The sequence below is a fragment of the Serratia sp. AXJ-M genome (assembly GCF_046531865.1).
Taxonomy (GTDB): domain Bacteria; phylum Pseudomonadota; class Gammaproteobacteria; order Enterobacterales; family Enterobacteriaceae; genus Serratia; species Serratia liquefaciens.
Map to the genome: position 1 here is coordinate 4,008,089 of NZ_CP059394.1, position 24,807 is coordinate 4,032,895.

Genomic DNA, 24,807 nt, shown 5'->3' on the forward strand with positions numbered 1-24,807 from the left:
CGTTAGCGCGTCAACGCCGCGCGTAAATAGCCGTCGTGCTGCTTTAAGCGCAACTGCGCCTCTTCAGCGTCAACGCCGGCCAGAATCATCAGGATTGCCGGTTTAACCTCAAAACCGGTCTGTGTCAGCGCCGCTTCGGCCTGACTGCGTTCAGCACCGGTGGCCTCCACCACGATGCGGCAGGCACGATCCACCAGTTTGACGTTGGTGGCTTTTACATCCACCATCAGGTTTTGGTAGACCTTCCCCAGTTTGACCATCGCCCCGGTCGACAACATATTCAACACCAGCTTCTGCGCGGTGCCCGACTTCAGCCGAGTGGACCCCGTCAGGGCCTCTGGCCCCACTACCGGCGAAATCGCCACCTGCGCTTCATGGGCGATCGGTGAGTCCGGATTGCAGGAGATTGCCGCCGTCGGGCAGCCCAGTTGTCGCGCATAGCGCAGCGCACCAATCACATAAGGCGTGCGCCCGGAAGCCGCCAGCCCCACCACCATGTCGGTCGCGGTCAAATCCAGTGCGATAAGATCGGCTTCACCCAACGCCGCATCATCCTCCGCGCCTTCTACCGCTTTGAGCAACGCACCCGGACCGCCGGCAATCAACCCGATGACCATGCCATGCGGCACGCCGAAGGTTGGTGGGCATTCAGAGGCATCCAACACGCCAAGGCGGCCGCTGGTCCCGGCACCGAGATAAATCAGCCGACCGCCCGCCTTCAATGCCGCCGCAGCCAGGTCCACTGCCTGTGCAATGGCCGGCAACACCTTTTCAATCGCCTCCGGCACCTTGCGGTCTTCCTGATTGAAGCAACTCACCATTTCCAACGTTGTCATCTCGTCGAGTCGAAGCGTGGCCGGGTTGCGGCTTTCGGATACTAATGCGCCTAAATTCATCTCTTCACCTTTGAATTTTTAATTCACAAACTGAAATCATTATTTGAATATTTTATTCAACAAAGCGAGCGCTTTTTGCTATTTTAAAGTCTCGCTCACAAAAAATTTTCACCGCGCGTTTTCGCCTCCCACGTGGCAGAATGGCCGCTGGCCTCAAGGGAAAAATGAATGAGTACCCTTCTTCGTATTCGCCAGATGTATCCAACGCTGGCTCAAAATGACCGCAAGCTGGCGGACTTTCTGCTGCATAACGCGGAGCAGGCACGCCATCTCAGTTCGCAGAAGCTGGCTCAACTGGCCGGCATCAGCCAGTCGAGCGTGGTGAAGTTTGCTCAGAAGATGGGCTACAAAGGCTTCCCGGCGCTAAAGTTGGCACTGAGTGAAACGCTAGCCCAGCCGCAAAAGGAACCTGTGGTCACGGTGCATAACCAGATCCTCAGCAGCGACTCGTTGAAAGCCGTCGGCGAAAAACTGTTGGTGGAAAAGCAGGCTGCACTGCGCGCCACGCTGGATATCAACAGTGAAGAGCGCCTGCATCAAGCGTTGGAAATGCTGCGTCAGGCGCGGAGGGTTATTTTATTGGGGATCGGCGCTTCCGGATTGGTCGCCAAGGACTTCTCATACAAGCTGTTGAAAATCGGCGTTATTGCCGTAGCCGAGCAGGATATGCACGTTCAGTTGGCGGCGGTTCAGGCGCTGGATAAGCGGGATTTATTGCTGGCAATTTCGTTCAGCGGTGAACGGCGGGAAATCAATCTGGCGGCGGAAGAAGCCCGCATTGCCGGCGCAAAAGTGCTGGCGCTCACCAGTTTTTCACCCAACGGCCTGCAGCAACGTGCCGATCACTGTTTGTATACCATTGCCGAAGAGCCCAATACCCGCAGCGCTGCCATTTCTTCCAGTACCGCTCAATACGCCCTCACCGACCTGCTGTTTATGGCCTTAATTCAGCACGATCTCGATCGCGCCCCCGAACGCATCAAACACAGCGAACAATTAATGAAAAAACTCGTCTGAGTCGTATGGTGTCCGCGTCACAAACACCAAGGTATAAAAACGCAGCTTTTTTAGGTTCCGCACAGCGCCTTCGCATTTATCAGTCTGTTTGCCTAACAGGCAGGCATGGTAGCGACATATCCGCAGCTTCATACAGCAGCGACTGGTACGGGTGAGCGCTCCATCTTCAATGGTCAGGAAATGGTTGATTTCGATCAGTTGGCCAATGACCCGCCAGAGTTATTATGACGGCCATCTCAAGGGGTGAGCGCTCTGCAGCAACGCATTGGCGGGCGCCGGTGGAAAAACGCCCAATAAAATGGGTTTTATGATAGATTGCGCGCCTGTTCGTGTGCACCGATTAAAAGATAACTGAAATGGCACTGCTGATTACCAAAAAATGCATCAACTGCGACATGTGCGAGCATTGATATTTTTACATTGTTAATCAGCTGGTTATTTGTTCGTGTTATTAATTGCGTTGCTGAGTTTTATCCTCATTTTTCCCATTCCGCACCACCAGTAACACAAATCCTTCCAATTTCAGCATGCCGCTACTTGATCAAATGCCAGATTAAAGCTGATAATACTGGTTATATATACAGCATAAATTGAGGCGTGAAATGTTTGTAGAACTGGTTTTTGATAAGCGTAATGTTAATGGCTTGCCTGACGCGGCAGAGATGATCAAAGCAGAATTGACTAAGCGAGTGCATCGGATTTTCCCCGATGCCGATGTGAAAGTGAAGCCAATGCAGGCGAACGGCCTTAACTCCGACGCAAACAAAAGCGACAGAGAAAAGCTGAATCGGATGTTGGAAGAGATGTTCGAAGAAGCCGATGAGTGGCTTGTCACTGATATCTGATGGGCAGCCTTAGAATAAATGGGCGGCAGATTTTTCTTCTGACAGAAAACGACCGGTACCCGTCACCAACGATCAACAGCCCTCCCATGTTCGCCTTGCGTGAAGACGAGGAAGGTAAGTTCTGGGTCTACTTTCTACACAAGGGCCGCTGGCCACTCATAGCAGAAACGCCATTCCTAACCCAAGGAAGTGCTGTTGAGGCTGCGATGGACTTCGACTACTACAAGCTGTTTTAAATAGCCGGGGTCCTTCCCGGCATTGTTTATACACCAGCCATCTTAACGCCCCAGGCGTTTGCCCAGGTCGTCGATAGATAGGTACAGTTGGCGTCAACCTCTTCAACAGTCAGCGCTCTGTTAAAGATCAGCGTCAGGCCAATGTTGCGCGGGCCTGCGGGAGAGTTTGAGGCGTAAGACCGTCCAAGCACCATTTCACGCGGTGGCGGCGCTACGCGTGCAACGCCACCCATGGCCACATTTGCAAAACCCACTTTCCCAGCACCGTTAAAAAGGTGGATTGAGGGGGTGTCGCTGAAGATACCTGCAGTAAAATAAAAGCCGGTATCTGTAGCAGGAACTGGAACGCTCCCAGACTTAACGTTTGACCCGGCAGTTGCATAGATATTGTTTGGACTAAGCGCCCCACCCGCTGATCCCAGCGTATCGCCAACGCTATCGTTGCCAAAATTCGAGATATCATAGCCCGAACCCACACCAGGCCCACGAAGCGCAGACATCACGATACACGTCCAATCCTTGCCGGGACGAACGCCCGTAGCCAAGTGCCTACCCAGGCCAACCGTGGCGAAGGTGTCTTCCAGCGCGGGGATACCATAAGGAATGAGAGGGTTGTTTGGGTTGTAAAGATTCCGATATGGGTTAGGGCCTTTTCTCGGCCACCAGCCATCAGTAATACCGTTAGCTACCGGTAATTGCGGTTTTGCGTTGAAAAATGATAGTACTGTTCGTTGTTCCGGATCTGGCGTGCCATTACCGTTTGAAAAATCCACGTAAAAGTTTTTCATTCAATGCCCTCAAATTAAAGTATCTTTCACGCTATTGACCAACCCTGTTGCTCCGTTGTCATTAACATGTAAATCATCAGCAACCTGACCAAGCTTATTTGCCGTTTCCCAATCAGGCGTGAGTCCATGCCAGTCAACAAACTCAATATTGTTAGCCGCACTGTAGGCCCTTGCCGCATTAACAAATGAAATTAAGGGGACTGCAGGGTTAGCCGGTATCCCTTTTGTATCAGGCGGAGCAATAAATACAATTCCGACATCTGGCGACACTGAACGAAAAGCAGAAACAATTGAGTGAATACCCGCAATAAAGTTGGAAACATTACTCGTTGGGTATCGATAGTCATTCGTCCCCAAGATAATAATAACCAGGTCGGGATTTATTTCTTTAGCAAAATAGGGAATATGTGGGCTGATTTTGTTTAGGTACTGAATGCCCCTCGCACCCGCATGTCCGCACTTGTGAACTTCAATCCCCGCCTTATCCCAGTTTTTGGCATAGAATGAATAGATGGCCACTACGTCAGTATTGACTGAGGTATCTATATCAATAGAGTGAAGTCCCGAAGCTAACCCCATTATCTCCGTTTTGGATTTCCCTCCCGTTCCGGTAGTCGTTACTGTTACCCAGCCCCCGCCGTCAATACGGTAGCGGAAACTGCCGGAGTCGCGGTGATAGATAGTAATACGCGTGCCGTCGAAATTACTCAGTTTCGCCGTTGCATCAGTTCCCGATGTGTAAATGCAGTACCCATCAATTCCGCATCCGTATGGCGAACTGTCATCGTCGGGGCCGCCGATGCTCCACGCCGTAAACCCGGAAAAGGTGAATGTCATCTCATTCAGGTACATTTTACGGCCACTTACGGGGCCACACACACTTGCCCAGCCATCAGCTGACTTGCCATGAACACCATACAACCAATTTGCCAATATCTGCAAAATGGTTGCAAAATCCATATAACTATCACCAATACCTAATACTTTCCCACGGGTATTCACCAATCTATCAAGCATCGCTCGTATTGCTCGCCAGCGATATAGAGTACGACCATTAGTAATTAGTGGCGCAAATGATTTTGCTTGAGTCAAGTCGAAGGCATCAGGGTTTTCTATGATAATGTCGTAAACACTCAGTCGCCTGCCTTCAAAATGACCAAATACCTTGCCATTCCTGACCAGCGCTGGCCAAACATTCTCATCGATCAACTCTCCATCTTGAGAAGAAAGTATGCTCCCTCCTAACTTTTCTTGGATATCCTTATGAAGGGAGTCACTCAGCCCACTACCACCAATTTTTTTATTTTCAACATATATATGAGCCTCTCCATTTTTTCCTGCAACAGGATATGAAGACTCTTCTGTTAGTTCTAGTTCAACAGTTTTAATTTTTCCATATAATTCGTTTACTTTCTCTGCCGATGGGCTTTCCGATATCTCTAAGGCCACTCCGTTATCATTTATATATGTCTTAAACCCCTTGCCTATACCGAGCCCAACACGGAATGACTTTCCAAAAGGAGTTCCAGCAATACCAGCTAACGTGCCATCTGGGTCTTCTGGGGTGATGTTATAAGTATTAGCATCAGCGATATTCTGGGCATTTCCTGCGCTCACTTTCGCAGATTCTGATGCCAACTTTGCATCATCTCTGGCGTTTATGCTTATGGCAGCAGCAACACGAGAAATGCCAGCATTGTCTACTGCCACATTACTGTATTGTGATGCTTCACCGGCCTTTACTTCTGCAAGATCACAATAGAATTTTGACCCATCTTTTGATTCCGAGGCAAAACTAGCTGCCATCAATGCTTCACTAGAGCTAACAGACATTTGGGACAAAATTTCAGTCATCTCTTTTAGTAAATTTGGCCCTGGGGTAAATGCCACTAAGTAATCATTAAGTGATCCAGCCTGGCTGTTTTCCAATAATATTATTGAACCAAGTATTTCACTTTTTCCACTTGGATATAATGCAGCGACATCATACTCACCTGGCAACAACTCAAAACTATACTCACCTAACTCATCTGTTATTTGCGTTGCTGTTAGCTTTCTAAATGAGTCATTAGTATTCCTTCTTAGGGTTATACCAATTCTAACATTTGGGAATATTTTACCCTCTGGCGTAGTGAAAACGCCAGAAATGACGATAAGCTCTGCCATATATAAGCACTCTTATTAAGTTTAAATTAAAGCAACACGATTGAGTTAGAAGTAATCAATGCCTTTCTTTTCTTCTTTCTTCACTTTTTTCTCTTTATTACTCGTGCTCCTGATATTGTCCACCACATTAAAATCCATTGTCATGCCCTTCGACGTAAGGCTAAAAGCAAGTGACTCAATCACCCAATCCCGATCCTCCACCTCACCAAATCCGGATGTTGTCACCCGGCTTTCCGCCGTTAATGGCAAGTATTGAGGACGACAGGGGCCAGTCAGCGTCATTCGAAATTCGTTACGGTTAGCCTGCGTTGCCCGAGATTTAACTCGGTGGTCTGCATGGGCTTTACTTGGCTGTGTGAAAGGGTTGGTGATATCTGGCCCGTCATGGTCAACGTGTGCCGTTTTTGTTTTACCATCGGCCTCATCGAAGTAGTCCACCCCCACCTTGCTTTTCTTTTTATCCCCACCCGAACCTGATACCTTTCCTGTACTCGCGCCACGATCGCCGCTTGAGTAACTCCAACTGGATAGCATTGAGGGCACGACCGTTACCGACGGCATCTCCTTACCACTAGCAGCTACAGCTGCCGCCTGTTCCAGAAAAAGCCAATAACCACCGCTAGGTTTGCTAATCGCGCTGTAGTTGCGGGCAATCCGTGTTAACAGAGAAGCATCTGACTCACGAACCTGATCGATATGATCGACCATGATACCGGCCAACTTTTCGGTAACACGGGGTTTGAGACCATTATCCTGCGCCACGGTTTTCACAATGTCGCCGATCGTCATGCTGTCCCAACTGCGTGTTTTTTGGCTCTGCACGTTACCAGGCTGCTTTTCGGCATTCATCGGGGCCGCCGTGCCGTAGATCACCACTTTACGCGGCGGGCCACTGCTGGACACCCGGCTGACGACAAACCACCCTTTATTAATCAGGTTGCCATTAAAGCCAAGTGCAAGCTGCAGTCGGGCACCCTTAGAGGGTAGTTTTAACGTTTCAGACATCAGCGTAATTTGCAGCTCATCCGCCTTTGCTGTCGCTCCGCCGTGATCTGTTAAGGTAATTTCTACCAAACGATCACGGATAGCCTCAGTGATATCCTTTCCTTCGGCGGTTACGCTAAATTCTGGCCGATACTCTACCGGGGTTGTCGTGTCCATAATCATTAATCCCACAATTGAACGGCTGATTCAGCTACAGGTGCTGTGATATCGGGCAAAGTGATAACCACCCCGGCATTGAACACCGCGCCCAAAGCCGCAAGATCTTGGTTGGTTTCCAAGACAATCACAACGGTTTCAGCCAGGTTCTCCATGCCGTAATGGTCGGCGCAGATTTCATCAAGTACATCGCCATCACGGGTTTGATATATCGTCGGCATAATGTTTCATCGTCATTGAGTACGTTTTTTTACGTGGGCCACCGCCGGGCAAAAATGATGGTGTCACATCACTAAAATCAGTGATCACCCACCAGCCCAGCACGTCGCCCACCCCGCTGACCAGTTGCTGAGGCTCTGCCTTATCGGCCAGATCATACAGTGCATCAATAGACGCGACGCCCTTTCTGAACAACGCATGGGCCTCACCTTCCATCTTTACGCTGCGAGCCGCTTTCCCGGTGTATTGAAGCAGGTCCGCTTTACCAATCCGCTCCTGCTCTCCCCAGCGCCAGCTGGCCTCCCGTGAAATTTGGTTATACGTGGCCGTATCAATGGAGAATTCAAAATCCCCCAGCATCATCATGACCCGCGGCTCATCGGTAGTGCGGCGGTCTGACATACCTTGCTCATACCCTCCAATGACCGTATTGATAATGTCAGACATTAGCCGGCCTCCGGGATGTCATAGAGTGAATTATTGCCGTTGAAAATATCGTTGCGCCGGGCACTGCCGATCGCTTCCTCCGCAACCTGTTTGGGGTCCTGATTTTCAGAGGCATAAACATTAACGGTCATTTGTTGACGGCGGTTGTCGTTGACCTCAGGCTTATGTTGAGGCGCTGCATCAGCTTTACTGAGCACATCGGTTAACGTTGGCCAGGTGCCATTCTGATTTTGAGCGGTCGCGGTGGTAGCCGCTATGGGAGGGGGATTTGCTCCTAACTTCTTTAACTCACTTAACGGATCTGAACTTCCTTCGCCATCAATAGATAACAATAATTTGTCAGTGGTTGCATCCATAAACTTGCTTGTTCTTCTATCAATAAAGCCGACAGATTCCTCTTCTGATCTCCATTTATCTCTTAAGTCGTTGACCTTCTCTGGGCTATCCAGATTTTTGGAAAACCAATCTTCAAGCCCATCGTTTTTGGCAAAAATTCGTGCGGTATCAAGTTTAGTATCGCCACTGGCCAACCCTTGGATGATGCGTTTTTTATTGTCGGCATCATCGGGTATAAGCCAAGACAACTTTTGCGCCAAGGCATAGGCAATCTTCCCGACATAGATTAAGCCCTGGCCAAACCCGATAAGCTTTGGATACCACTCATTCTGCAGGGCATTACTGATTTTGGTGACACCGCCGTTCTTCAACCAGCCGCTCAGGTCATTGGCCACCTTGGTAACCTCTGGTGCCAGTTCATCACCTAGAGCGCCGGCGATCTCTTCTGCACCGCTGGTCAGCACGGTTTGCAGATTGCTGAAAGCAATATTGCCTTTCAGTGCTCCATCCGCGCCCTGCTGGGTGACCACGTTATAGCGCTTCTGCTCTTCCATAAGCTGTTGGTAAGATTTACCGGTAGCACGCATATAGGTCAGGATTTTGTTGGCTTCCCCACCCATCAGCATATCCACCGCCGAGGCGGCTTTTTGCTCATCCTGCATTTTCAACGCACGTTCAAAAATCTTGGACATCTGCTGTTCGTTGTTCAGCCCTTTGAACGATTTGCTGCCAAATCCCATCATCGAAAATGCATCTTCCAGTGACGACATTTTACCGAGGGACTTGTACTCACCGACCTTGTTTTTCAGTTCCTCAGCCAGATCGCCAATGTTCTCACCGTTCATACCCATCTGTTTCGCCAGGCTGTCCCAGGCGTTGTAGGTTTCAATGCCGACACCGTAGTTCCTGGCCATACCGGCTTTCTCGGCTGTCTTACTGTTCAATCCAACCGGTGACAAAGTGGCACCGATGGCAGCAGCGGCAAGACCACCGCCGCCAAATGCCATGCCGCCGGGGAAGGATTGGCGAGCAATGTTTAGGGCTTTACTGAACGTCCCTCGCCCCATGGAACCGAACCGCTTCAAACGTTCAGCCTTCTGCAGGTCGCGATTAAGCGCCTCCTGTGCGGCTTCCGCCTTCTTAATTTCCCGTGTAACCCCGGCGTAATCTTTTTTTAGACCGCTGATATCCTTACCCCCCAGCTTGGTCTTTTTCATCTGGTCAGCCAGATCGCGCTGTTGTTTGGTCAGTTTCTCTGACTGCTTCTCTACGGTCTTGATACCCTTTTTCAACCCTTCCGTAGACCGTCCCCAACTGGCATCGATATTGCCGCCAAACGAAATAGATGCCTTAAGATTTTGGCTTATTGACCCCACGGGCGATATCCTCCACTTCCTCTATGACGAAGTTATAAAACTCAGAAAAGGGCATGCTCAACCAATCGCTCATGGTGTAGTGCATACGCCGCCCGAGGAACCTCAGCGTTTTGCGGATTTCGGCTTCGGTCGTTTTGCGGGAGACAGCAAAAAAACATTGAAGGCTTCCTCGAACTGGGTGTAATCAGCGGCAGTCAGCGAATAGATATCCTCAAGATTCATGTTGCAGAGGGTGGCGATCATCTTCGCCTCTTTTTCGTAATCACTGCCCGGACCTTTATTAAACTCGATACGATCCCGAACCTGAGGTTCTCGCATTGTCACGGTGGTCAGTTTGCTGCCGTTCTCCAACGTCAGGGGGCTGTAGAGTGTGATTTCGGTGGTCGTGCCTGGAAAGTTAGTCATCTGTGACTCCAAATAAAAAGCGGCCCGCAGGCCGCTGTCAGATTAAAGGCGAATTTTTGAGGCGATATTTCGCAACTGATCGACACCGTTCACACGGCGGATAAACCGTTCAGTATCAATTTCGAATAATTCTCGACCGTCCTTGCTCTGCTTGTAATAGCGAAGCGCGATATCTACGGTGATGGCGTTCTCACTCAGGTTATCTTTACCGCGTGCATCTGGGGTTACCGTGAAAACAAACCCTTCAATCTCTTCGATCGTCCCCATCGCCGTACCGTTGCTGAGATACCCCTGGTAAGCAGTAAACCGACTTGTTGAGCCACTGGTAAAACCAAACCGGGACAAGATATCTGTATCAATGCCATAAAATTTGACCTGGCAGGTTAGCGCCTCCATGCCGTCATCTACCGGCGTCGGCGCATCCTGTGCGCCTGTACGAAGATCGCCCTTGACGATACTCAGCGCTGGCGGCGTAAACTCATGCGCCCCTTCAATGCGAATGCCGTTTGAAAAGAAGGTCCAGGCGCGTAATGTGTTTTTTGAACTCATGCTTCCAGCTCCTCAAGGGCATAGTTGTTATTAACGCGAACCCGCAGGCTAATACGTTCTGTCGGGGATTTCGGACCAAAATCGTAGTTGATGTAAATCACCCCTGACGCCAACGATTCAGCCGTATTCAGTTCTTCATCCAGCCAGGCACGACCACCGAAAATGGCACGAAGCCCCACAAGCTGGCGCATATAGGCGTTGATTGTGCCGATGATGTCATCTGCGTTGTCTTTATCGAGGGGCCGATCAACGTAAGGCAACAGGGCTTCCTGAATGCTGTCTTCAATCACATCAGCGGTACGGCGGACAGATTCAAAGCGCCACTGTGGATCGGAGGTGCATAAGCGGTTCCCCCAGTGTTTGAAGCCATCGCGTCGAATGATGGTGCTGACGTTTTCCATGTTGAGCAGGTTGGCCTGACAGTTAGGCTCACCCAAAATGAATTCATCGACCTGTTCAACACCGAGGATGTTGGCAATATCCTGGTTGGACTTGCTCCACCACCAGCCCTTATCAACATCAATGCGGGCTCGCAGTCCGGCAGCGCGGGCCGAATAGGCGCGAAACACAATCTCACCGGCGGCATTAGCAACGGATACGCGTGGGCGCATAAGCTCCGTCCGGGCCCCATAAATTTGTCGGCGCTGGACAACTTCTTGCGCCGTCGCCATTGATGCGCAGTCCACATAGGCCACTGCCCGTAATTTGTTGGCTGCTGTTTCCAGTGCCTTACCCACCGCATCATCTTCACTGAATCCCGTAGCAAGCAGGATGCGCGGCTTATAACCGGTGATGGATTCACTGTTTGACCATGCCTTGATACCGTCAAGAATGGCGGCGCGTTGTTTGGCCACCTCTGGGTCCTCCTCGACACGAACCACAATCACCAACCCCGTGGTTTGATCGTTAATATCGGCCATGGCTGCTTTCAATGACCCAGCAGCACCCAGCTTGCTGACCTGCGAGCTGCCAACGACCGCCACCGGCGTATTAAGTGGAAACGGCTCATCTTCACCACCACTCAGCGATACAGAGAACGGAGAAACGATGCCAACCGCTGCCGTTTCCTCCACCTTGATCGCGGAGGTCGCCACGGCTTTCACAGCTGCGGCCACCTCAGCGGCAGTAGCCGTAACGTTTCCGGTAATGTCACAGCCCAGCGTGATCGACAGCACACCACCAGCATAGGCTGCGCTTGTAGGTAGCTCTTTCGGCGTTATTGGGTCGGGAATGCCCGCCACTGCCTTAACCGACAAAGCATTGCCGCCACGCCCCTGCACTGCTGCAGCAAAGTTCAGGACGTTATCCAGCAAAGAGGTCCCTACCGCCACCGCCGCATAACTCCCTTTCGATGCATTGGGCGCGGTTCCCACCAGGCCAATAATAGCCGTTTGAATTGTGGTGACGGCCACCGTACCCGCCATCAGCTCAATCGTCTCTACACCATGTAATTCAGACATATTTTCTCCAGGCATAAAAAAACCGCCAATAAGGCGGTTCGTTATAATTTCGTGACTACAGCGATGGGGGATTGGGCCAGTTAATGTTGGGGGCTTCTGAAGTATCAATACGGCTCAGTAACACACTATACGTTTCCCACTCATTAAGAGCCGATTGCTCTTCCCTTGTCGCCAAGCCAAGCCTCACTGCACGTTCCAAGGGTGCGATGATATTATTTGCTTTATCCATATCAGATTGTTTCTGGATTGCAGCTTGTTGTTGTAGCTGTTCTTTCGTAAGTGGAGGGATATTCGCCCACACGGGTTTGCCTTTTTTACTGCCACGGACTTTTCCTTCCGGCGGCGGGCCGCTGAATATACTGTATATTTCGTCAGAGACGTCTAACAAATCATCCGGCAATGTACCCGCTTCTTCGTAGTATTCTAGTAAGACTTCAGGGTAAAAACTCTTGGTTTTTGCACTGAATTTATACTTACTCATAATCAGTATCCTATTGCCATCCAAAATGACTGAACTTCATTACTGGGAGATATATAATTGAATCCCTGCCCGTCTTCTCCATTTGCAAAAACGTTAGCGCTACTACCGGCGGCATTGGAATTCCTCAATGTGAGTTGCACATTAACGCAAGTATTAGGAAATGCCGCAGGAAACAGAACACGAGTGGAATCACCTGTACGTGTAACAATCCCCCACTGAGTTATTAACCCCGTAGTGGCGTCACGGAACCACCCTGTAGGTTGTAGCCATGATGTAGGCTTTCTCGCGCAGTTAGTATTTGCCCAGTCTATGGCAGCATCTTTGGCCGCGTTGGCTTTATTTAAAATCCAATTACTTAAATAGCCATTATCCCAAACAGCACCCTTAACATTGCCGTCACTGGCGTACAATGTGCCATTACTAAAACCAATTCTAGGGTCGGAGCCGGAAATACTGAATAATGCATCGTTACGCAACGAATAATATGAATCCGTCGATCCATATTTGTTGTGAAATGAAAGCTCGGCACTGTTCCCGGCTGTTTCATTGTAATATAGCTCGGCAAGTATAGTGTCAGCGATTGTTAGCCGTAGTCCACCTGCCTGGCGGTGTAGTTTGCCATCGCCATCGTTATACGTTGTATAGCCATTTTTATTGATGAAGTCGGCATGGTTAATACCCAACTGACCCGTTAATGTGCCACCCGTAATCGGCAAAGCACCGGTATCCGTCGCGGAAGGTTTATGGGCCTCTGAATAAAACTCAACCCACGCCGACCAACCGACAGTCGAACCTGAGTACACTCGATGAAATGAGCGATTTCTAAGCGACCCGGAATTTCCATAACCCTCGGCAATCTGAACGATGCGAAACGGGTCCACACCTGATTTTGAATCCCATACACGAACCGATAAAAACCACACGCCTTTATCATTATTGGGTGCATTAATTGCATCCCTGACAACATAAAAGCCAAAGGAATCGATTGTATCGAGATTCACACCTGATTGAGCAGGCAGTGAAGATGACAACCCAAATGCGCCAGCCTGCAAGACATTGCCATCAGCAATACCGACATCTTTTGTAGCCGCAGAACCAAGCTGAAGGTTTTCCCGAGATTTTTGCTTATCTTTTACATCAGAAAGATTTGCGTCCTGGCGTAAGAATAGCCCCTCTCCGGTAGCAACATTTAACGTTACGTTGTCGGTTTCTGAAACAGCCAAACGAAATTGCATGGTGATACTGACACCATTAACGGGCTTATCGAAAGTGGCGCAGTTAGCAATAGCGTACAGCTCACCTTTATCCGTCAGCAGGCCAATCTCACGCACAGTGAAACCGCCCACGTTCGCTGGCATGACTAACTGCGCAATAATTTGATTGGGTTGCTCGGTTGATACCGTTAAATCAGAAATGCTGTTGCGATAGACTTCATGGACCAATGCCGTACGTGCTGGGTCGGGGATTTGCGCCTGGCCGTTACCGTCACCCACGACAAATTTATTCAGCGTTATCTTTGTGCCATTGGCTGTCGCTGCTGCTTCCAGCGCCTTACCGGTGTTGGTGAGTATTGCGTAATAATCCGCCATCAGGCCTCCCCTGCAGTTATATCAATATCAAAATGCGCGGTGACAGCACCGGCCATATAATAAATGCCCGTAGCCCCCACATCCGCGATCACATCAATGGTTGTCAACGCGCTACGCAGGTTTTTACTGCCTTCTACTAACCGTTCAATTTGGTCGTAAAGGTCACTGGAGATCGGCGGCGCTGTGTAAACTTCAACCCGAAAGGTGTAAGGCGCCCGTTTCGGCGACTCCTGCCACCACTCTATAATCGTTGTGGGAAGCCCTACGGAACTGAGTGCTCTTCGAACCGCTCCAGCTGTTCCCCGATGCTGATGGACATAAGCCGCATCCTTTATTACCTGCCTCTTTTTTTCTTCACTCCACGCGGGGTCCCAATAATCCACCGCATATTCCCAGGCTAACCAGGGCAACAGATGAACCGGGCAATTATCCGGCGTCTTAACCTCCCTGACGACATTGGCGGGGACGGCAACAACCGGCTCTACCGTTGCCTGTTCCAGCGCACGCTCTGCCGGTATGGCATTGGGAGGGAGCAACGTTTTAAACATCGGCATTGCTCCCAGTGCTGCGAGTCAATGTGGGAGCTGCGCAAAATGGTGCAGCCCCCATTGCTCGCTCAATATCAGCCACCGGCTTTGTTAACCGGACGCGCGTCACGCCAGATTGCTGTAATGCCGCATAAATAGCGGACAAAGGCACCACGCCGCCGATACGCTTGGCCAGTGACAAATAGTTGGCATAGGTCTCTTTCGCGTTATTGAAAACGGTCTCTGCATCCGGACCGTCAGGTATTTCCAGATCGGCCTCGGTCTCGAAGCGGGTTAATGTGGCACTTTTCACCTGAACATAATCAGTCAATGGCCGTTTTTCATCTTCGCTCAACGCGCCGGAAACCCTCGCAAGCAGCGCAGCCGATGCGGTCCCTTCCCCAGTACGCGACAAAACATAAACATCCACTTCACCAGGACGGTTGTGCGTTTTAGGTCCATATCCTTCAGCATCCAACACGTCAGGATCGGCAGATTTGGCATGGAACCGGTAAGCATTGCGCGAACCGGCTGTATTCAGTTGTGACCAGGACAACTGAATGCGTTCACGATAGGCATCGTTGCTTTCCATTACGGCATCAATCGGCGGTACCGCATCCGGTTCTGCCGGTGTGATAATCAGCCTGGCGACATTGAATCCGGCCCCAATTTGGTCAAGGTCATTGCCTTTCGCACTGGCAAGGAACACCGCACGCACCGCATCATTCACACGCTGCAACAGCAACGTGATCTGATAAGCATTAATCTCCCCTTGTTTGAATACCGGATCAGACTCCACCAGCGCATCAAAATCCGGGTCCAGTTCGCGCAAACGAATCAGCCACTGCGAAAAGATGGCGCTGGGGTCTGGAACCTGAACCGCATCCGGTACCGGCAATGCGGACAGGTTGATGATGTTAGGGCTGGTTGCCATAGAGTTGAATTCCATCAAGTGTTAATGGTTTGCCGGTTTCGGTATTCACGCCTTCAATCGCCAATGTCGTGACACCGTGGCTTTGGAAACTGACCGAAATGCGCTTCACCTGTAGACGTGGCTCCCAACGTGCCAACGCCGATGCACTGGCGGCGATGATCCGTACACGGGTCAATTCATCCTGGGGGTTATCCACCAGCATCGGTAAGTCACTGCCGTAATCACGCAACAAAACCCGGCTCTTTTTTGGGGTGGTGAGAATATCGGTAATTGACTGGCGCAAATGCGCATCACCGGACAACCGCTTGCCGTTACCGGCATTCACTCCCTGCATATAACCCCCATAAAAAACCCGCTCATGGCGGGTTACATTGGTTGATTTGGTTTCTCCGTGGTGGAGCCGGTCTCCGGGTGGTTATGCCCGTTGAATATCTCTCGCACCCGGTCAAGCGTGCTTTTCTTATCCGAAATTTCACCGGTTGCCGCAAGGTCACCGGTAACGTTAACGTCAGAGTTGAGCTGGCTTATCCCTTGCACTGTCAGCCCTTCCGTGATTTCCACAGGACCGCGCAGGGTGCCTTTGCCCACAATTTCATAACTGCCGCCAGTGGCAATAATGATTTTTAATTCGTGAGCCTCACGGTCATAGCGGATCTCCGTACCATCGCTGTAACGCGTGATATGTTCACTTTCACTGCCCTCTGGCACCGGCATTGCACCCGTATTCCAGCCAGGAAACACCCGACCATTATTCAGATCGCCCGCCTCACTGATCACCGTGACCGGATCGCCCACCGCAAACGGATTGGAGTCAGTACGATTTGCGCCAGAAAAGCCCTGGCACACCGGTAACCAGGTCGTGACGATATTGCCAAGCGCAACACGGCACTTGGGGATTTTTCCCGGCTGTATGGCCTGGATAACGCCACGGCGGATCAGATTACTGAGGCGTTGTTGTAATTCACTTAGTACCTGTTCCATCGTCTTTGGCCTTATAGATCAGGTGATAATCATTAACGTGAGCAGTGCCAATATCAGGGGCAAGACCAAGATATACCGCTTTTAGCGGTACCCCAGTTGAGGCAAAGGGATCGGCACCCATCGCTGCGCCCTGGCTGTATTTCACCGATCGGACGATATAGTCATCCATCGCCGGATCGAAGGCGTCAACAGAAGAAGACAGCAATTCCGCCGGTGAGAGCCCATCCATGTCGAAGGTTTTCCCATCCACCCATTGGCTAATGTCTGCTGCGGCTGTCGCCGCATAAATAGAGGGCTTTTCGATATCGACGGTCGCCGCCTTATTCACCACAATGAACAATTCACAATCAAGCGAGACGTTCAACTGACCATTGCTGCCGTCGGCACGTTCCCAGCCATGAATAGCTAAAAATACGGCGGGGGTTTTCAGTGTCAGTTTGGTATCCGATTCAGGGTAGCTATCCGCTTCACGAACCCAGGCAATAGAACGCAGTGCACGAACCACCGCGTCGTGGTATCCCGCCATAGATATAGGAGTTGGCATATTATCCTCACCTACTGTTTACGTTGATCCGAGCCTTGATCCTGCCTTTAATGTCGGTTTGGAAATGCTGAAAGAATATTGCGGCCACATCGTCAAACGCGTTGTCTTCGATGTAGTTCAGCATCGGCTCGTAAATGTCGATCTCCGCCTCTTTTGTTCGCCGCGTTGCCGGGTCGCGAATGACCACCGTTCGCCGACCTTCACGTTTGCTGCGCGACACTTCGCCATTCTCAAACGTTTTCCCGGCAAGCAACTTGCCCTGCGGCTCAAAACCGGCATCTCCGCGCTTTCGCCTGGAGGGGGAAAAACGGCCCGTTTTCGGGTCGCGTTTGTCATGATGGGGAAGGATGCGGCCACGAATGCGCCCTTTCAGATCTTTCACTTTGATAGCGTTAAGACCAAACCACAATTTACCTTCATCCAGCGCAGCCCCTCGCGATAAACGAAAAGACAAAAGGCGCTTGCGGACCATCGCCATACTGCGAGGAGCCAGACCACTTTTTAAGTCCGCCATTGCCCGTTTGCGTACTGTGACGGCTGTGCGTTGGAGCGCCCGCGAATAGGCCATCATGTATTGCTTATGGTTTGCCCCTGCCGCAATCGCGATATCCCGCAAGACATCAGTATCGATGTCGATCGGTAAATTACGCTGTATCCTGCCCGCTCTGGCCATATCATTTACTCCACCCGTTAATCACCGGTGCAGGTTCTCCAGGCTCGCCGTTTGCCAACGTAATACGGGTCCGCCCCGCTTCGTTAGCCCCAATATGCGTTACCCAATAAACCTCTTCGCCCACCACCACACGGTCACGCTTTGACAGACCAACAATGTCGGCGGTATAAGCGCTGAGCGCCGGGGCGGTATCGTTGATTTCGCCACCGCCGGGAATGCTCACGGGCGCATCCGGGCTTTCGAAAATCGCCACCACAGGCCGAACAACGCCACCGATGAACAATTTCACCGGGGACGCTTCGGCAAAATAGCGGTCCACCTTCTGATCCGCCCGGCGGAGTCTTTCAGTGAACCGGGACATCAGTAACCCAACCGTACCGGTGCAGACTCCTGACCCGCCTCACCATCACTCCAGGCGCTACCGGCAAAAGGATGGGCGACCGGAGTGGTAGCGCCATCGTCAGCCTTGGCGGTCAGTGCCCCAGTGGGGTCCAGATATAACTTTGATCCCGCTTTCCAAGTTTCATCTGCCAATTTCGGCACCACAAAGACACCGACCATATGCAGAACACCCCACAAACTCGCCGGGATGTCATTATGCGCGATGCCAACCAGCGCACCTGCAGCCACCGGTTGACCTGACGCGATCAAGGTTGCAGTGGTATTTTTCCAGTCCAGCGTGGTGCCATCCTGCTGTAAATTCGTTGCCATAATCATTTTCTCCAGAAAGTAAAACGGATGGCTATTGCCACCCGCTGGGTAAATAAACTGCCATGCTGACGCGTTATCAGGCTTTGCCGGTGGACTTCACCAAGCCGCGATAATCCAGTGGGGCTACACCGGCATCAATGCGCACCTTGAAGGCGGCACCATCGACGGTGAAGCCCTGCTGTTGTTCCAAATAAGGTGCATCGATGCCATCAAGATAGGCAACCTCAATGGTGTCTTTGCCCTGTGCGGCAGTCAGGTACCACGCCTCCGCGCTATTGTCATCCAGACGCGCATCCGCAATGACCTCCACAAAGTTTTGGATAGGGTTGCTGATCCCGCTGTTGGCATCCGCCCCCGGTACGCTGACGGACTTAATCAACTGGTTGGCTTTTGACTCTAGCGCCACCGGCGTCAGCATGAAGGCCGGACGAATGTTGAGTTTGCGCTTATCGTTAGTTTGCAGCAGCATGGCCTGACGCGCCTTATCCAGACCGTCAATAGTCAGTGGCTGTTTAACCAGGTTTTTGTGGTCAGCACTGAAAAGCGCTTTTCCGTCACTCATTGCCGGGTTGCTGGTCAGCACGGCCCAAACCAACTCACCCACGGTGTAGCGTGCAGCGCCCCCCATCATCTGAGGAATGCGGGTCAGCATGTCCATGTCGTCGTTGATAATGGTTTGGCGATCGATACTGAACAACTCACCATAGGTCGCCAGGGCAATCGCCTCACCTTTGTCGCCAACCGTAATGTATTTGTATTCTGCACCTGGCTTAACTTCACGCAGTTTGTCCAGCGCTCCCAAACCGACACGATGCGCAGTTTTGAAATCGGTCAGCGTGCCTTTGCGCGTCCAGCGGTCAAAGGTTTCATTTGCCTCTTCCCAGCCTAACAGCGCCGACTTGTGCGCAACATCCATCAGGATATTGCCAAAGTCCGAACTGGAGTGCGTGAAGGCCAACCCAACCACGCCGGTCGCGGCCATACCTGATACGCCGATACCACGATCCACCAGCGATGCACGCGCCAACTCACGCAAAGTCAGTCCCTGATACGGGTTGTCTTTCTCTGCCTGGGCATGCCCGGCACGGTTCATGACTGAGGCGCGGACTGAATCGCCGACTAAATTACCGTTACCAGCAAAGATGTGAGCCATGCTGGTACCGGCGCTCGGCGTGGTGCCTTCGGCCAGTTTTGCCAACAGGCGATCTTTCGCCACACTGGCCTCACAACTCATGTCGTTGACGCATTCAGTGCGCAGCGCAGCCAGTTGCGGGAAGCCTTCAAACACTGCATTCACGGCAGTGACGCGGGCGGTGTTGTTGGCCTGTAATGTTTGCTGCAGTTGTACTGCCAGTGCAGCAACGTCGATTTGTTGATGTTGGGCGGCAGGCGTTGCAGGGGCTGCTGGCGCTGGAACTTGCGCGGCGGGTGTAGGGGCCTGCGCACGGGCACCAAAGAGGGTGTTAGCTGCTTGTGGCATATTGGGGTAATCCTTCAGTTTGTTTTGATTGAGCGATGCGGCAGCATCAAGAGGTTCTTCCAGCACATCCGCGAAGCCTTTGGCTACCGCTTCGGCACCGTCCATCCAGGTTTCAGCCTTCAACAAGGCACCAATTTCTTCACGGGATAACCCGGTTTTCTGCATGTACGCCGTCAGCATCATGCTTTCATTGCGATCGAGGAAGTCGGCGTAATCCCGCATTTCATCAGAATCGCCCGCCATACCGCCCCAGGGTTTGTGGATCATCATCCAGGCGTTAGACGGCATGTGAACCGTTGCGTTTGGCAGGCAGGCAATCACCGAGGCCATACTGGCGGCCAGGCCATCGATGTAGATATCAACCTTCCCTGTCAGCCGCTGCATGGTGTTGTAAATGGCGAACCCGTGCATAACATCGCCGCCAGGGCTGTGAATATGCAGCTCCACATTGGTCGCCTCAAAAACACCGGCATCACGACAATCATTGATGAATGACTGCGCTGAAATGCCCCACCGGCCGATTTCTTCGTAAAGATAAATCTCCACGCGGCCCGGCGTTGCGGCTGCTGCGCGGATTTCATACCAGCTTTCACCGTTTACGGCGTCGAGCCCGCTGAGACTTGCTTTCGGGCTCATCAACAGCGGGTTTAATTTTTTCTTCATTCGCTTTAGCTCCTGAGTCATTGGCTGCATCAGAGTCCAGCACCAGACCGTTTTCGCGGTTAAATTCAGTCTCGCGCACACGCTGGCGCTTGATTTCCTGCGGGGATTTTCCACGGGCGCGTATCCACTCCGCCTCAGTACCGGCCCCACCCCGGACAATGGTTTTCCACGACTCAGCCTCTTTAACCGGGTCAATCCACGGCATGACCGGCCCCAGGTAGAGCGCGTTATACAGAGAGGACATATCGACATCATCAGGAAGGCGGATTTTTGACAGGCGAAGCATGTCGATCCAGGCGCGATAAACCGGGCGGCTGTGTTGCCCCACAAACCAGTTTTGCAACACGTTGTAGCCTTCAAACCCTTCCACCAGCTCCTGACGCTGGCTGGAATAACTGCCGTCGAAATCGCGTGAAATACTGGAATATCCGCTACGCGTACCACCGGCAACGGCACGTAATTGGCCATTTCGATAATCAGGCAAATGAACGTTTGGCCTGTTCGACTCCACCATGCCCAGGTCTTCTCCGGGGCGAAGTTCGTCAAAAATCATCCCAGGCGCGATATCGAAATTTCTCGGCGCACCCGGATCTGAATACTCCCCTTCTTCACCAGAAGAACCGTCACCACGCTTAATGTAAAAGCTCAGCGCGGCGGCGATACGTGCGGCAACGCGTTCCGACTCTTCATAGTCCTTGATGTCGGCGAGTCGGGTGATCACACCATGCAACAGACTGATGCCGCGTAACTGATGAAGCCGTTTGCGCATCGCCAGATGAAGCATGTTCTCTGCCGGCACCCTCTTGGTCGCCGTTGACATCCGCAAAGAACTTGCCGGGTGTGCCTTGTAAACATTGAAGGCGATTGGCCTGCCCCACGCATTTAACTCAATGCCCTGCTGAACGTTGCCCCCCGAGATACTGTTGATGTTCATCGGCACAAAATCGGCCTCAAGACATTCAAGCGACAACTGAATGTTTGTTGCATGTTGCAAACCCGATACCGGGCCACGAACCAACTGAGTGAATACCTCGCCATCACGCAGGGCAGACCGCAAGATCAACCGCTCGACCTCTGCACGAGTAAACATGCCGGTGACCTCTGGCCGGACAGACCATTCAGACCAATGCTTGGCTAGTAGCTCGGCACACTCTTCATGCAGTGTTCCATCCATATGCAAAGGCTGAGGTTCAATCTGAATACCCTGAGCACCCACAACACGCTCTTCCAGCTTGTCAAGAATGCCAATCACGATGTCGTGGTTTTCATCAAGCCAACGGGCCTGCTCGCGAAGTGAGACGCCAGCAGAAAAGACAGCCGTATTCGCAGAGCGCCCTTCGCGCTTGCCTTTATGGAGTCGCGACGTGTTCGCAGCCTCATAGGCTTGTAGCTGATAGCGGTTTTTGGCACGAGACAAGGCCCACCCTGGCGATACAACGCCGAGTGTCTTTTCAAAAATTCCCATGGGTTACCTACACGAAGTTAGCGAGTTTATAGCCGCCGCCACGACCCGAAGCGTTGCGTAATCTTTTTTCCCAATATTCCAGCTCGTTACGCATCGCAACCGGATCATGGTTGGTGATGGTTCGGCCATTAACACCGGTAAAAGAAACTGATTTACCGTCCAGAGAGTCGGTATAAAACCCCCTGACACGCACCACCATTTCACTGAGTTCCTGTTTTGTCATAGCCAACCACCGCCACCAGAACTGCCGCCATTAACCCAGCCGCTTGAGTCTCGTTGAGTCGCGACCGGCTTCGGCTCCGCCTTAGTTTTCTTCTTGGTCAACACGACCTCCCTTGATGAGTTCTCGTTGAAAATATTGGGATTCGTATCTTGTGGTTCCGCCCATGCTGGCGGCTCATCCCACTTGATACGCTCGTAGCGCCGCAACGTCACGACGGCATGCGCATAGCAAAACAGGTCAAACGCTTCGTTGTTGCCTTTGCCCGGCTTGCGCCATTTGCCATCCGTACCCCGTTCTTCATAAGTCAGTTCGTCAAAAAACCAATCACCCAACCAATTAGGGAAATGGATATACCCAGCACCCACAGCCTCACGGCTCAGGGAGTTACTGAGTTGATCTTTCAACGTGTCGGTTTGCAACAGATAAACGGGAACATCACCGCGTGCAGCCGCACGCCGGTCACTTCGATCCGTATTGTCTGGGTGGGTTTTGGTAATGGTTTTCTGACGCCGGTTGCTATCCCCTTTAATGAGATACACCCGTTTATGCACGCCATCACGGCGGCACTGACGCCAGAATTTATAAGCGTTATCCGTCACGCCATCTTCACCGCCGCTATCGACGGCCATGGCAAGGATCGGCATTCGCTTATCCTGATTGGCCTGAAGCCGGTACGTTTTGTTAAGGACGTCAGTCACCAGCAGCTCCCAGTCTTCGGGATAGGCACCAGGGTGAATAGGTAACGCTTCGCCGGTTTCAGGATCGAACCGCATCGATTGCTTGATGTTGTAGCGATCCACCAGCCAGCGTTCGCCGTTTTCGCCGTAACCCACGATCTGAACCACAAACCGGCGATTCTTACCGCCCTGCACATCCACAGACGCAATCAGGAATCTGACTTTTGGCGGCACCAGGCGTTTACCGTAATCCTCAACACGTGCCAGCAACTCATCACTGCGCCGCTGCTCTGACGCCGAACGCGGTAAATAAGGGCGACCCCAGTCGGTATTGATTACCGCCTTGAGCGTTTCCTCTGCTCCCGTTGCTTCATAGTCCTGCTCAGCGGTCAGCAATTTATAAACGAGTTGTTGCCATGTCTGATAGGCCGCTGCGGGTCCCTCCATCCAGAAAGACGCAATCCGCGAGCGCCGCGCCTCACCTGTTCGATTGCCCTCCGCGTCGATGGCCTCACCCTCACGCAACCAAACGCCGGACTGGTTCAAAACACGCTTCATATCAGACGTTATCGCGCCGCTACAGTGAGGACAGCACATGTGCACTGACTCGCTGGCCTTAACGGGATCAGGAATTTCGCGATAACCCGTCATCACCTCCATGACCGGCTGAAAATGCTCACCACAGTGCGGACACTTCCAATACCATTTGCGGCGGTCGCCACGGTTGAATAGCGAGAGAATGCCTGTTGTTGGCGGGGCCTCATGTTCAGAACGGCGACGCCATTTTGAATCGATAATATCTCGGCCCGGAGAACTCTCGACCAGTGTCATACCGGCACTCATAAACGTTGTGGTTCGTTTAGATGCCAATGTAAAACCGTCGCCCTCACCGTCGATATCCTCTGGCATACGGTCGTAATCAGTCAGTGCAGTGCACTTATAGTCGGAGGACGACATGATGTTGACTGATGGCCAGCCAAGTTTGAGATAGTTCCCTGCCAGAAATGTACGGTCATGTACGTTGTTATCATTGCGGCGCGGGCTAAGACGCTCAGCGACATCAGGGCTAACGCGGAACGTTCGAGCCAGGCGCTTCTTGGAGTGCTCCCGTGCCTTCTCTTCAGAGATCTGCACCACCAGCATATCCGAGGGGTCACACACAATGTTGTAAACAATCCAGCCATCTATCAGGCCGATCGTTTTACCTGTACGCGCCGGACCGACGAATACCACGGCATCGTATTCACGCGACGCCAGGCAGTTCATAGGCTCGATAACGTAAGGCGCTACGGTCGGGTCCCACTTGACAGAGTTTCCCGCCCCCATCGGCACACGCATATATTTTTCAACAGCTTCGGCAACCGGCATTCGGCGTGGGGCCTGAATAATGCCTGCCATATTCCGCCGGGTTTCTGCGGCTGATGCCTGTGCGACCATTAATCCTCCTCGGGCATTTCCTCCTCGATCTCTGTATCCGCCTGCATAACCCTCAGCGCGATTTGATCACGCAGGTCATCGATAATGGACTGCACCCGAGAAACGGCTGATGGTGACAACGCGCAATCGCGCTCCAGAATATCCGGTAACGTTTCCAGCACCTGCACCATGGCTTTTGCCATAGATGAAAACTCACGAGTGACCTCTGCTGCCGGAATTAATTCGCTGGTCTCTTGCTCAAACTTGAGCCGCTCACGTTCAGACTGAAACCATGCTTTACGATCGGGCGGAAGCATTTGATCCACATCCGCTACAGGTGCTGACTTAACCAGTTCGGCCAACACATCAGCTAGTGTGTAAAGTTTCAATTTGGCATTGCTGCCGGGGGCCAGCTCGACGTTTTTCAACCTGGCCGCGATGGTTTGTCGATGTGCTCCAGTGATCGCCGCAAGCTGATTCAGGTTCAGCCTGACGTTCTCCAATTCTTTATCCATGATGGTGAACACTTTTCATACGATTCG

General features: G+C 51.8%; 27 protein-coding genes. 2 read left to right on the plus strand and 25 right to left on the minus strand.

All coding sequences use genetic code 11. The annotated features are described in order from the left end of the window. Positions 1-2 precede the first annotated feature (2 nt). Entirely contained in the window at positions 3-896 is an 894-nt protein-coding gene (murQ, locus tag H0S68_RS18690; RefSeq protein WP_122080034.1) for an N-acetylmuramic acid 6-phosphate etherase, read from the minus strand. A gap of 168 nt (positions 897-1,064) precedes the next feature. Between murQ and H0S68_RS18695 the strand changes: the two genes are divergently transcribed. Continuing rightward, the gene (locus tag H0S68_RS18695) at positions 1,065-1,913 is read left to right on the plus strand and encodes a MurR/RpiR family transcriptional regulator (protein ID WP_041414843.1); all 849 of its coding nucleotides are present in this window, start codon (positions 1,065-1,067) and stop codon (positions 1,911-1,913) included. A 602-nt stretch (positions 1,914-2,515) separates the two neighbouring features. After that, positions 2,516-2,758: a DinI family protein gene (locus H0S68_RS18700; protein ID WP_410528913.1), complete on the plus strand. Its 243-nt coding sequence runs from the start codon at positions 2,516-2,518 to the stop codon at positions 2,756-2,758. A gap of 262 nt (positions 2,759-3,020) precedes the next feature. Here the strand turns inward: H0S68_RS18700 and H0S68_RS18705 are convergent, their stop codons facing one another. From H0S68_RS18705 to H0S68_RS18820, 24 genes are all read right to left on the minus strand, one after another. Next, positions 3,021-3,782, minus strand: a complete 762-nt coding sequence (locus tag H0S68_RS18705; protein ID WP_410528914.1) for a hypothetical protein — start codon at positions 3,780-3,782, stop codon at positions 3,021-3,023. Between the two features lie 9 nt (positions 3,783-3,791). After that, positions 3,792-5,948 (minus strand): GDSL-type esterase/lipase family protein, encoded by a 2,157-nt coding sequence (locus H0S68_RS18710; protein ID WP_410528915.1) that lies wholly within the window; start codon positions 5,946-5,948, stop codon positions 3,792-3,794. Positions 5,949-5,993: 45 nt separating this feature from the next. Further along, a complete protein-coding gene (locus H0S68_RS18715) occupies positions 5,994-7,109 on the minus strand; it encodes a contractile injection system protein, VgrG/Pvc8 family (protein ID WP_410528916.1) in 1,116 nt (371 codons plus the stop codon). Positions 7,110-7,114: 5 nt separating this feature from the next. Continuing rightward, positions 7,115-7,330: a tail protein X gene (locus H0S68_RS18720; protein WP_410528917.1), complete on the minus strand. Its 216-nt coding sequence runs from the start codon at positions 7,328-7,330 to the stop codon at positions 7,115-7,117. Beyond that, on the minus strand, positions 7,305-7,775 hold the full coding sequence (locus H0S68_RS18725) for a phage tail protein (protein ID WP_410528918.1): 471 nt from the start codon (positions 7,773-7,775) through the stop codon (positions 7,305-7,307). Before H0S68_RS18725 ends, H0S68_RS18720 begins: the two co-directional genes overlap by 26 nt. After that, positions 7,775-9,487, minus strand: a complete 1,713-nt coding sequence (locus tag H0S68_RS18730) for a hypothetical protein (RefSeq protein WP_410528919.1) — start codon at positions 9,485-9,487, stop codon at positions 7,775-7,777. Before H0S68_RS18730 ends, H0S68_RS18725 begins: the two co-directional genes overlap by 1 nt. A 102-nt stretch (positions 9,488-9,589) precedes the next feature. Continuing rightward, positions 9,590-9,892, minus strand: a complete 303-nt coding sequence (locus H0S68_RS18735; protein ID WP_410528920.1) for a phage tail assembly protein — start codon at positions 9,890-9,892, stop codon at positions 9,590-9,592. A 42-nt stretch (positions 9,893-9,934) separates the two neighbouring features. Beyond that, positions 9,935-10,441: a phage major tail tube protein gene (locus H0S68_RS18740; RefSeq protein WP_410528921.1), complete on the minus strand. Its 507-nt coding sequence runs from the start codon at positions 10,439-10,441 to the stop codon at positions 9,935-9,937. After that, on the minus strand, positions 10,438-11,901 hold the full coding sequence (locus H0S68_RS18745) for a phage tail sheath C-terminal domain-containing protein (protein ID WP_410528922.1): 1,464 nt from the start codon (positions 11,899-11,901) through the stop codon (positions 10,438-10,440). Before H0S68_RS18745 ends, H0S68_RS18740 begins: the two co-directional genes overlap by 4 nt. A 55-nt stretch (positions 11,902-11,956) precedes the next feature. After that, complete coding sequence (locus H0S68_RS18750; RefSeq protein WP_410528923.1) at positions 11,957-12,382, minus strand: tail fiber assembly protein; 426 nt, start codon at positions 12,380-12,382, stop codon at positions 11,957-11,959. A 2-nt stretch (positions 12,383-12,384) separates the two neighbouring features. Then, positions 12,385-13,971, minus strand: coding sequence for a phage tail protein (locus tag H0S68_RS18755; protein ID WP_410528924.1), 1,587 nt, complete (start codon positions 13,969-13,971; stop codon positions 12,385-12,387). After that, on the minus strand, positions 13,971-14,519 hold the full coding sequence (locus H0S68_RS18760) for a phage tail protein I (protein ID WP_410528925.1): 549 nt from the start codon (positions 14,517-14,519) through the stop codon (positions 13,971-13,973). Before H0S68_RS18760 ends, H0S68_RS18755 begins: the two co-directional genes overlap by 1 nt. Beyond that, positions 14,512-15,432: a baseplate J/gp47 family protein gene (locus H0S68_RS18765; RefSeq protein WP_410528926.1), complete on the minus strand. Its 921-nt coding sequence runs from the start codon at positions 15,430-15,432 to the stop codon at positions 14,512-14,514. Before H0S68_RS18765 ends, H0S68_RS18760 begins: the two co-directional genes overlap by 8 nt. Further along, entirely contained in the window at positions 15,416-15,766 is a 351-nt protein-coding gene (locus tag H0S68_RS18770) for a GPW/gp25 family protein (protein ID WP_410528927.1), read from the minus strand. The genes H0S68_RS18765 and H0S68_RS18770 overlap by 17 nt, the downstream gene beginning before the upstream one ends. A gap of 32 nt (positions 15,767-15,798) precedes the next feature. After that, the gene (locus H0S68_RS18775) at positions 15,799-16,413 is read right to left on the minus strand and encodes a phage baseplate assembly protein V (protein ID WP_410528928.1); all 615 of its coding nucleotides are present in this window, start codon (positions 16,411-16,413) and stop codon (positions 15,799-15,801) included. Then, the gene (locus H0S68_RS18780) at positions 16,394-16,957 is read right to left on the minus strand and encodes a hypothetical protein (RefSeq protein ID WP_410528929.1); all 564 of its coding nucleotides are present in this window, start codon (positions 16,955-16,957) and stop codon (positions 16,394-16,396) included. Before H0S68_RS18780 ends, H0S68_RS18775 begins: the two co-directional genes overlap by 20 nt. Positions 16,958-16,964: 7 nt before the next feature. Next, positions 16,965-17,630, minus strand: a complete 666-nt coding sequence (locus H0S68_RS18785) for a hypothetical protein (RefSeq protein WP_410528930.1) — start codon at positions 17,628-17,630, stop codon at positions 16,965-16,967. 1 nt (position 17,631) lies between these two features. Beyond that, positions 17,632-17,949 carry a head-tail joining protein gene (locus H0S68_RS18790; protein WP_410528931.1) on the minus strand — a complete coding sequence of 106 codons (318 nt, stop codon included), beginning with the start codon at positions 17,947-17,949 and terminating at the stop codon, positions 17,632-17,634. A gap of 41 nt (positions 17,950-17,990) precedes the next feature. Further along, positions 17,991-18,341 (minus strand): DUF2190 family protein, encoded by a 351-nt coding sequence (locus H0S68_RS18795; protein ID WP_410528932.1) that lies wholly within the window; start codon positions 18,339-18,341, stop codon positions 17,991-17,993. A 76-nt stretch (positions 18,342-18,417) separates the two neighbouring features. Continuing rightward, positions 18,418-20,484: a ClpP-like prohead protease/major capsid protein fusion protein gene (locus H0S68_RS18800; RefSeq protein WP_410528933.1), complete on the minus strand. Its 2,067-nt coding sequence runs from the start codon at positions 20,482-20,484 to the stop codon at positions 18,418-18,420. Then, a complete protein-coding gene (locus H0S68_RS18805) occupies positions 20,411-21,949 on the minus strand; it encodes a phage portal protein (RefSeq protein ID WP_410528934.1) in 1,539 nt (512 codons plus the stop codon). Before H0S68_RS18805 ends, H0S68_RS18800 begins: the two co-directional genes overlap by 74 nt. A 7-nt stretch (positions 21,950-21,956) precedes the next feature. Then, a complete protein-coding gene (locus H0S68_RS18810) occupies positions 21,957-22,172 on the minus strand; it encodes a hypothetical protein (RefSeq protein ID WP_410528935.1) in 216 nt (71 codons plus the stop codon). Then, complete coding sequence (locus H0S68_RS18815; protein ID WP_410528936.1) at positions 22,169-24,286, minus strand: phage terminase large subunit family protein; 2,118 nt, start codon at positions 24,284-24,286, stop codon at positions 22,169-22,171. Before H0S68_RS18815 ends, H0S68_RS18810 begins: the two co-directional genes overlap by 4 nt. Next, entirely contained in the window at positions 24,286-24,780 is a 495-nt protein-coding gene (locus tag H0S68_RS18820) for a DUF1441 family protein (protein WP_410528937.1), read from the minus strand. The genes H0S68_RS18815 and H0S68_RS18820 overlap by 1 nt, the downstream gene beginning before the upstream one ends. Positions 24,781-24,807: the final 27 nt, after the last annotated feature.